Here is a 7,203-nt window from a genome sequence, read left to right on the forward strand (position 1 = left end):
CGCGACCGGCACTACTGCTCTCCCGGTACCACCACTCCCGCCTCGTACGCGAAGATCACCGCCTGAGCGCGGTCCCGCAGATCCAGCTTCGCCAGCACCCGTCCTATATGCGTCTTCACCGTCTGCTCGGCCAGCACCAGTTGCCCCGCGATCTCCTGGTTGGAGAGGCCCCGCGCGATCAGCTCCAGCACCTCCGTCTCACGCGGGGTCAGCTCGTTCAGCCTCAGCGACTGCCCGCTCCGGGTGGCTCCGGACGGGCCCTGCCGGGCGAAGTCCGCGATCAGGCGCCGGGTCACGGACGGCGCCAGCAGCGCCTCGCCCGCCGCGACCACCCGTACCGCCGAGATCAGATCCGCCGGCGGCGCGTCCTTCAGCAGGAAGCCGGACGCCCCGGCCCGTAGCGCCTCGTACACGTAGTCGTCCACGTCGAACGTGGTGAGCATCAGCACCTTGGGGCGGTGCACCACCCCCACCGGCGGGTTCAGCAGCTCGCGGGCCGCCGCCAGGCCGTCCATCTCGGGCATCCGGACATCCATCAGGACCACGTCCGGGTGGACCCTCCGGCTGACGTCGATGGCCTGCCGCCCGTCCGGCGCCTCACCGACCACGTCGATGTCGCTCTGTGCCGCGAGCAGTGCCGCGAACCCCGCCCTCACCATGCCCTGGTCGTCGACGATGATCACGCGGATGGTCAAGAGTCCTCCGAGGTCGGGGGCGGAACGAGGGCCAGGGGCAGCCGCGCGGCCACCCGGAAGCCGCCGTCGGGCAGCGGTCCGGTGTCCAGCGTGCCGCCCGTCAACCGTACGCGTTCGCGCATACCGACCAGGCCGTGCCCGGTCCCGGTCGCCTCCAGCGGCGAACCGGGCTGCTCCGCCCGGGCGTTGACCACCAGAACGGTCAGGTGCTCACCGTCGGACGTGACCGACACCCGGGTCCGTGCACCCGGCGCGTGCCGGACCACGTTCGCCAGGGCCTCCTGCACGATCCGGTACGCCGACAGATCCACCGCCTGCGGTACGTCCCTCACATCGGCGGCCAGCGACAGCTCGGCCGGCAGCCCTGCCCGCACCGTCGCCTCCACCAGTTGCTGCACCCGGTCAAGACCCGGCTGCGGTGCCCGCTCGCCCTCCGTGCCGTCACTGCGCAGCACCGTCAACAGCCGCCGCATCTCCGCGAGGGACTCCCGCGCGCTCGCCGCGATCGCACCGAACTCCTCGCACGCCTCCTCGGGCAGCCCGCTGATCCGGTAGGGCGCGGAGTCGGCCTGGACCGTGATCACGGACATGTGGTGCGCGACCACGTCGTGCAGCTCCCGGGCGATCCTGGTGCGCTCCTCCAGCAGCGTCCGCCGTGCCCGCTCGGCCTCGCTGATGGTCTCCTGCTCGGCGAGCCGACGCTGCGCGTCGCCTCGTTCCCGCAGTGCCGCGCCGATCACCAGGACCACCGCGCCGAGGATCACCAGCAGCAGTGCGCTGCCGTTGCTGCGGTCCGGCGAGATCAGGTGCAGGATCAGGCTCGCCGCACCCGTCGCCACCCAGACGGAGACCAGGGTCCGCCGGGTCTCGCGCAGGGCCAGCGCGAGCAGCAGGAAGAGATAGCCGATCAGGGTGGGCGGGGGCCACGGCCAGATCTCGTAACGGTGAACCGGATACCCGGCCAGCACGACCGCGCTCAGGATGTCGGCGGTGAAGACGATCCACCAGGCCTGCAGCGGCCGGTGCGCCAGCATCAGCAGCGGCGCCGCCTGCGCGACGGCCAGGGCTCCCGACAGTCCTCCGTTCACGCCGTACTGGTCGGTCAGGACATTGATCGTGACCGGGACGAAGACCGTGGCCAGGGCAAGGACGACCGCGTACGGCAGCAGCCGCTGCCACCGCTTCGACGCGTCCGCCAGGAGCGGGGTGGCGGGGTGGGAGGGGTGGGAGAGCCCGTGCGCGATCTGGCGCAGATTGCGCCGGGCGGCGCTCACCAGGCCGTCGACCGGCGGCGGGGGATGCGGGGGCGCCTGGGGCTGTGGGGGCGGAGGGGGCGGCCTGTGCGGCGGGGAAGTGGACATGGCTCGATCAGCGTAGGCAGCGGACCGGCCCGCAGGCGTCATACCAGGGTTTCGGTCCGCTGCCGTGCTTCTCGTACGGCAGTACTACAAGCCGCCGTCGCACACCTGTTTCTGCAGTTCGGCTGTCTCTACAGTTCGGCGAGCAGTTGGGCCTTCTTCGCGCTGAACTCGTCGTCCGTCACCAGACCCGCCTGGTGCAGCTCCCCGAGGTACCGGATCCGCTCGGCGATGTCCGCGGGATCGCGGCGCCCCGCGCCTGCCAGGACGGTCGCCGGTGCGGTAGGAGCGGAATGACTCCTGCGTACGGACTCCAGTACGGCCGCGGCGAACGGCAGCGACTCGTGCACGGGGCCATAGCCGAGGCCGCAGATCACTGCGGTCGGGTCCTGATCGGCCCGGGCGGGGCGGGGAGCCATCGGCCGGGCGCTCTGCACCGCGCCCGCGCCGAGCCGCGTGCCCAGCTCCGGACCCGTACCCGTACCCGTGCCCACGCCGGAATCGGTGCTCATGCCGAGTCCGGCACCCGTGCCCGGCCCCGGAACCGCACCCTCCAGGCCCCTTGGCACCAGCCGCAGATAGCCGTCGAAGGTCTCCGGCGAGCGCCACTCGACACCGCTCAGCTCCGTCACCGGGAACGTCTGGTCGCCGGCCTTCCACTTCGCTGTGGAGGCGCCCGTCCAGAACCAGCGGAAGCAGATCCGGTCCCCGTCGAAGCTGGCCCGGGCGTCGTACGCCTTGAACTGCATCGGCGCCTCGGGGGCCGCGACCAGGAACCGGTCGGCGGGCTCCGCGGCGTCGGGACCGAGCAGGGCACGCAGTTCGTCCGCGTAGTACTCGGCGAGCGTCTCGCGCTCGGCGGGGAGCACCAGCCGGTACGGATCGCAGCTGTCCTTCAGCTGCCCGGCCGCAGCCTCCAGCAACGGGTCGGCGCCGGGTCTCGGCACCGCATGCAGGACCACCGTGCCCCGCTTGCCCGGGGCCAGCGTCACCGACGACAGCGCCGCGTGCGGGACGCGGCGCTCACGCAGACTTTGGAAGAGCTTCGGCGCGCGTATTCCCCGTTCGAAGCGGATGAGCACGGAGTCGGTGTCGAACTCCCAGGTGGCATGAATTCCGGCCAGCACATCACCCATGTGCCTTATGGTATGCGGCACTTGTCCGCACGTCTTCCCTTGGCGTAAGACCGACCGGCATCGGCCCGCCGCCCCCGTCAGATCGTCCGGCTGCCGGTGACTCCGTCGTGGCAGGCGCTGCCGGAGCTCGCACAGCTCACCGAGCCGTAGGCCCCTACACCGATCGCGGCGAAGTTGCTGAGGCTCTCGGTGCCCGGCTCGAAATAGCCGCTGTGCCCGACCGCACCGCTCGCCGAGACGATGCGTGCGCCGAAGCTCGGGTCGACCGGATCGGCACCGTGCCCGAGTCCGCCGAGCTCCAGGTTCGGTACGTCCTCGATCCAGTCGTCGTGATCACGCATCGCCCACACCCTGGCCCCGGTGCGCAGCTGCCCCGCGTTCTCCACCCGCATGCCGGGGCTGCCCGCGACCACGATGTCGGCGACCCTGGAGGGCAGTTCATGTGCGGCGACACCGCACAGCACCGAGCCGTAGCTGTGGCAGAACAGCGCGACCTGGGCGTTGCCGGGCAGCGCGCCCAGCAGCGCGTTGAGCCGCACCGCCCCGCGCTGGGCGAGGTTCCCCAGGGCCGCGTCCATACCGATTCCGGCGGGCGTGGTGTAGTCGGCCCAGGCGATGACGGCGGTACGGATACCGGGGCGCGCGGCGCGCTCCGCCGCGTACAGCGACCTCGCCATACCGACCGGGGCGGCGTTCACCTTGGGGGCGGGCCGCTCCAGCGTCAGCAGGTTGGTGTCGACGCCGGGGACGATCACGGAGACCCGCTCGGCCCGGTCGAGATCACCGAACACCTCCGCGGCGCGGCCCTTTCCTGACGGATCGAAGGCGAGGACATGCCGTCCCCGGGCGAGCATCGACTGGAAGCGCTCCATCCGGCGGAGCGCCTCGGTGCGGCCGTCGGGAGAGAGCCTGGCGTCGTGCATGCGCTGCCGCTCGACCGCCCCCGCCTGCACCAGGGCCCGCCGGTTGGCGCGGTAGCGCAGGGTGACCGGGGCGCCGTTCAGATTGCCCACGACCAAGGGGTACTTGTCGGCAAGGCGAGTGCGCTGGGCGGCCGTGAGCGCGGCGAAGAACTGCGCCAGGCGATGCGGCGGTGCGTCGGCGTCCGGCAGCGCATGACCCGCTATGCGGCCCCGTGCCCAGGAGGCGAGTGCGACGGCGCGTGGCTCGTCGGAGTGCTGGTGACGTACGGCGGTCCAGCCCGTGGTCGCCAGCATCACGAACACAACCGCGACGGCGAGCAGCGCGCGCCATGCGGTGAGCGTGGGGGAGGAGTCGAAGGAAGTCACTTCGGCCCACATTAGGAGACGCGCGACGGCAGCCGTGACGAGGATGGTGCGCATCACCCGGCTGTCGGGAACTCAGAACGGTTCATTTCACGCTGTGTTGGCGTGGCGCGCACACTCAGGCGCGCAGAATTCCCCCGGAGCGTCGCATATGGGCACCGGGGCGCGGCTGTTGTGAAGTCGGTCACGCCGCGGCAGTGAGGCGTGCGGCATATCGGGCGGAGTCTCCATGTCGCTACCCGAGCCCGGTGCCGGCCCCCGCCCGCCAGTTCCCGGCCAGTGCCGGTCCGAGCTGGTCCAGGTACACCTCGGTCAGTGCGCGCAGCGAATCCACGCTGATGTCCTGCCCCTGCCCCCAGAGCTGCCCGGCCGCCCGCATCACCCCGCCGAACGCGGCTACGGCGACCCTCGGCCGGGGGTCGGTCGCCACATCGAGCCCCTCGCGCTCGGCGATCAGCAGCGCGACCTGATTCTCCAGATCCATGCTGCGCCGCAGATGGGCGGCGAGCAGTGACGGCGTCGACTCGATCATCCGGTACGTACGCATATGGAGTTCGACCGTGACGATCGCCTCGATCGCCTCACCGATGCTGTTCCAGGCGCAGAGGACCGCGCTGCGCATTGCCTCGAACGGAGCTTCCGCGGCGGGGCGTCGGCGCAGCTCCGAGAGGAAGTGGGACTCCACCATCTCCTGGATGGCGAAGGCGGCCTCCTCCTTGCCGGCGAAGTAGCGGAAGAAAGTGCGCTGGGAGACCTCGACGGTGTCGACGATCTCGTCGACGGTGGTCTCCTCGTACCCCTGGTTGATGAAAAGATCGAGGGCGGCGTGCAGCAGGGCGTCCCGGGTACGTCGCTTCTTCCGTTCGCGCAGTCCGGTCGGATGCGTGGTCTGCTGCCCATCGATCACTGAAGTGGTCCTCTTTCTCCTGCGTTGTCCAGCTCGGCATCCCTGTGAGTTACGTGACAGTTACCGACTTGTGAAATGGTTTGTCAACTGTCAGCGACTGACACTAATCTCGCGCCATGACTAGTCAGACCACCGTCGAAAAGGCGTCGCGAGAGCCGCAGGACACCGCCGGGCCCGCACCTGCCAAGGGGCTGCGCGGCCACCCCTGGCTGACGCTCTTCTCCGTGGCCATCGGCGTGATGATGGTCGCGCTCGACGGCACGATCGTCGCCATCGCCAACCCCGCCATCCAGCAGGACCTGGGCGCCTCGCTTGCCGACGTCCAGTGGATCACCAACGGCTACATGCTCGCCCTCGCGGTCTCCCTGATCACCGCGGGCAAGCTCGGTGACCGGTTCGGCCACCGCCAGACCTTCCTCATAGGTGTCGTCGGCTTCGCCGCGGCATCGGGGGCCATCGGCCTTTCCGACAGCGTCGCACTGGTGATCGCGTTCCGGGTGCTCCAGGGCCTCTTCGGCGCCCTGCTGATGCCCGCGGCGCTCGGCCTGCTGCGCGCCACCTTCCCGGCCGAGAAGCTGAACATGGCGATCGGCATCTGGGGCATGGTGATCGGTGCCTCGACCGCGGGCGGCCCGATCCTCGGCGGTGTGCTCGTCGAGCACGTCAGCTGGCAGTCGGTCTTCTTCATCAATGTGCCGGTCGGTGTGATCGCGCTCCTGCTGGGCCTGGTGATCCTCAAGGACCACCGCGCCGAGAACACGCCGCGCTCCTTTGACATCGGCGGCATCGTGCTGCTGTCGCAGGCGATGTTCTGCCTGATCTGGGCCCTCATCAAGGGCGCCGAGTGGGGCTGGGGCGACTACAAGACGCTCGGCTTCCTGGGCGCGGCCGTGGCCCTGTTCGTGGTCTTCGCCTTCTCCCAGAAGAACGTCAGGGAGCCGCTGATCCCGCTGGCGATGTTCCGGTCCGTGCCGCTGTCCGCGGGGGTGGTCCTGATGGTGCTGATGGCCTTCGCCTTCATGGGCGGGCTCTTCTTCGTCACCTTCTACCTCCAGAACGTGCACGGCCTGAGCCCCGTCGACAGCGGTCTGCACCTGCTGCCGCTGACCGGGATGATGATCGTCGCCTCGCCGCTCGCGGGCGCCGCGATCACCAAGTTCGGCCCGCGGGTCCCGCTGGTCGGCGGCATGGTGTGCACGGCGGCCGCCATGTTCGGCATGTCCCAGCTGGAGATCGGTACCAGCACCCTGACCATGTCGATCTGGTTCGGTCTGCTCGGCCTCGGCCTCGCCCCGGTGATGGTCGGCGCCACCGAGGTCATCGTCGGCAACGCCCCGATGGAGCTCTCCGGCGTCGCGGGCGGTCTGCAGCAGTCCGCCATGCAGGTCGGCGGCAGCCTCGGCACAGCGGTGCTGGGCGCGGTCATGGCCTCCCAGGTCGACTCGAAGCTGGCCGACAACTGGACAGCCGCGAATCTTCCGCCGCTCTCGCCGGAGCAGCTGGACGCCGCGTCCTCGGCCGTCGAGGTCGGCGTGGCGCCGATGGACGCCAACACTCCGCCGGAGGTCGCGGCGAAGATCGCAGGCGTCGCCCAGGACACGTTCGTGTCGGGCATGAGCACGGCGTTCATGGTCGCCGGCATCGTCGCCGTGGGCGCCGCGCTGGTCGCCACGCTCACCAAGCGCGGCGCGAACGCCGAGGCGGGGGCGGGCGTGGGTCACATCTAGGGCGTGTTTCGAAAGTAGCGTCGTCCGCCCGCAGGGCGGGGCCGGGGGTGTCTGGTGCGTGCGATCGCAAGGCGGAGGGAGGAGAGCGCAGCGG

The 7,203-nt window shown here is 70.5% G+C and carries 6 protein-coding genes; 1 reads left to right on the forward strand and 5 read right to left on the reverse strand.

The genetic code is table 11. The annotated features are described in order from the left end of the window. Positions 1-11: 11 nt before the first annotated feature. The 5 genes from ACH4EW_RS04440 to ACH4EW_RS04460 form a co-directional block, all read right to left on the reverse strand. Positions 12-695: a response regulator gene (locus ACH4EW_RS04440; RefSeq protein WP_398251158.1), complete on the reverse strand. Its 684-nt coding sequence runs from the start codon at positions 693-695 to the stop codon at positions 12-14. Next, positions 692-2,056, reverse strand: coding sequence for a sensor histidine kinase (locus ACH4EW_RS04445; RefSeq protein ID WP_398251161.1), 1,365 nt, complete (start codon positions 2,054-2,056; stop codon positions 692-694). The genes ACH4EW_RS04440 and ACH4EW_RS04445 overlap by 4 nt, the downstream gene beginning before the upstream one ends. A gap of 128 nt (positions 2,057-2,184) precedes the next feature. After that, complete coding sequence (locus ACH4EW_RS04450; protein ID WP_398251164.1) at positions 2,185-3,189, reverse strand: DUF4429 domain-containing protein; 1,005 nt, start codon at positions 3,187-3,189, stop codon at positions 2,185-2,187. Positions 3,190-3,266: 77 nt separating this feature from the next. Continuing rightward, the gene (locus tag ACH4EW_RS04455) at positions 3,267-4,478 is read right to left on the reverse strand and encodes an alpha/beta hydrolase (RefSeq protein WP_398251166.1); all 1,212 of its coding nucleotides are present in this window, start codon (positions 4,476-4,478) and stop codon (positions 3,267-3,269) included. 232 nt (positions 4,479-4,710) lie between these two features. Further along, positions 4,711-5,382, reverse strand: coding sequence for a TetR family transcriptional regulator (locus ACH4EW_RS04460; protein WP_398251169.1), 672 nt, complete (start codon positions 5,380-5,382; stop codon positions 4,711-4,713). 116 nt (positions 5,383-5,498) lie between these two features. Here ACH4EW_RS04460 and ACH4EW_RS04465 point away from each other — a divergent pair, with 116 nt between their 5' ends. After that, positions 5,499-7,109, forward strand: coding sequence for an MFS transporter (locus ACH4EW_RS04465; RefSeq protein ID WP_398251172.1), 1,611 nt, complete (start codon positions 5,499-5,501; stop codon positions 7,107-7,109). Positions 7,110-7,203 lie beyond the last annotated feature (94 nt).

The organism is Streptomyces sp. NPDC018000, assembly GCF_044328025.1.
GTDB lineage: Bacteria > Actinomycetota > Actinomycetes > Streptomycetales > Streptomycetaceae > Streptomyces.

Bases quoted from the DNA above. Each gene is read 5' to 3' on its own strand.
- ACH4EW_RS04445 (WP_398251161.1), bottom strand. From the start codon at position 2,056: ATGTCCACTTCCCCGCCGCACAGGCCGCCCCCTCCGCCCCCACAGCCC.
- ACH4EW_RS04450 (WP_398251164.1), bottom strand. From the start codon at position 3,189: ATGGGTGATGTGCTGGCCGGAATTCATGCCACCTGGGAGTTCGACACC.
- ACH4EW_RS04465 (WP_398251172.1), top strand. From the start codon at position 5,499: ATGACTAGTCAGACCACCGTCGAAAAGGCGTCGCGAGAGCCGCAGGAC.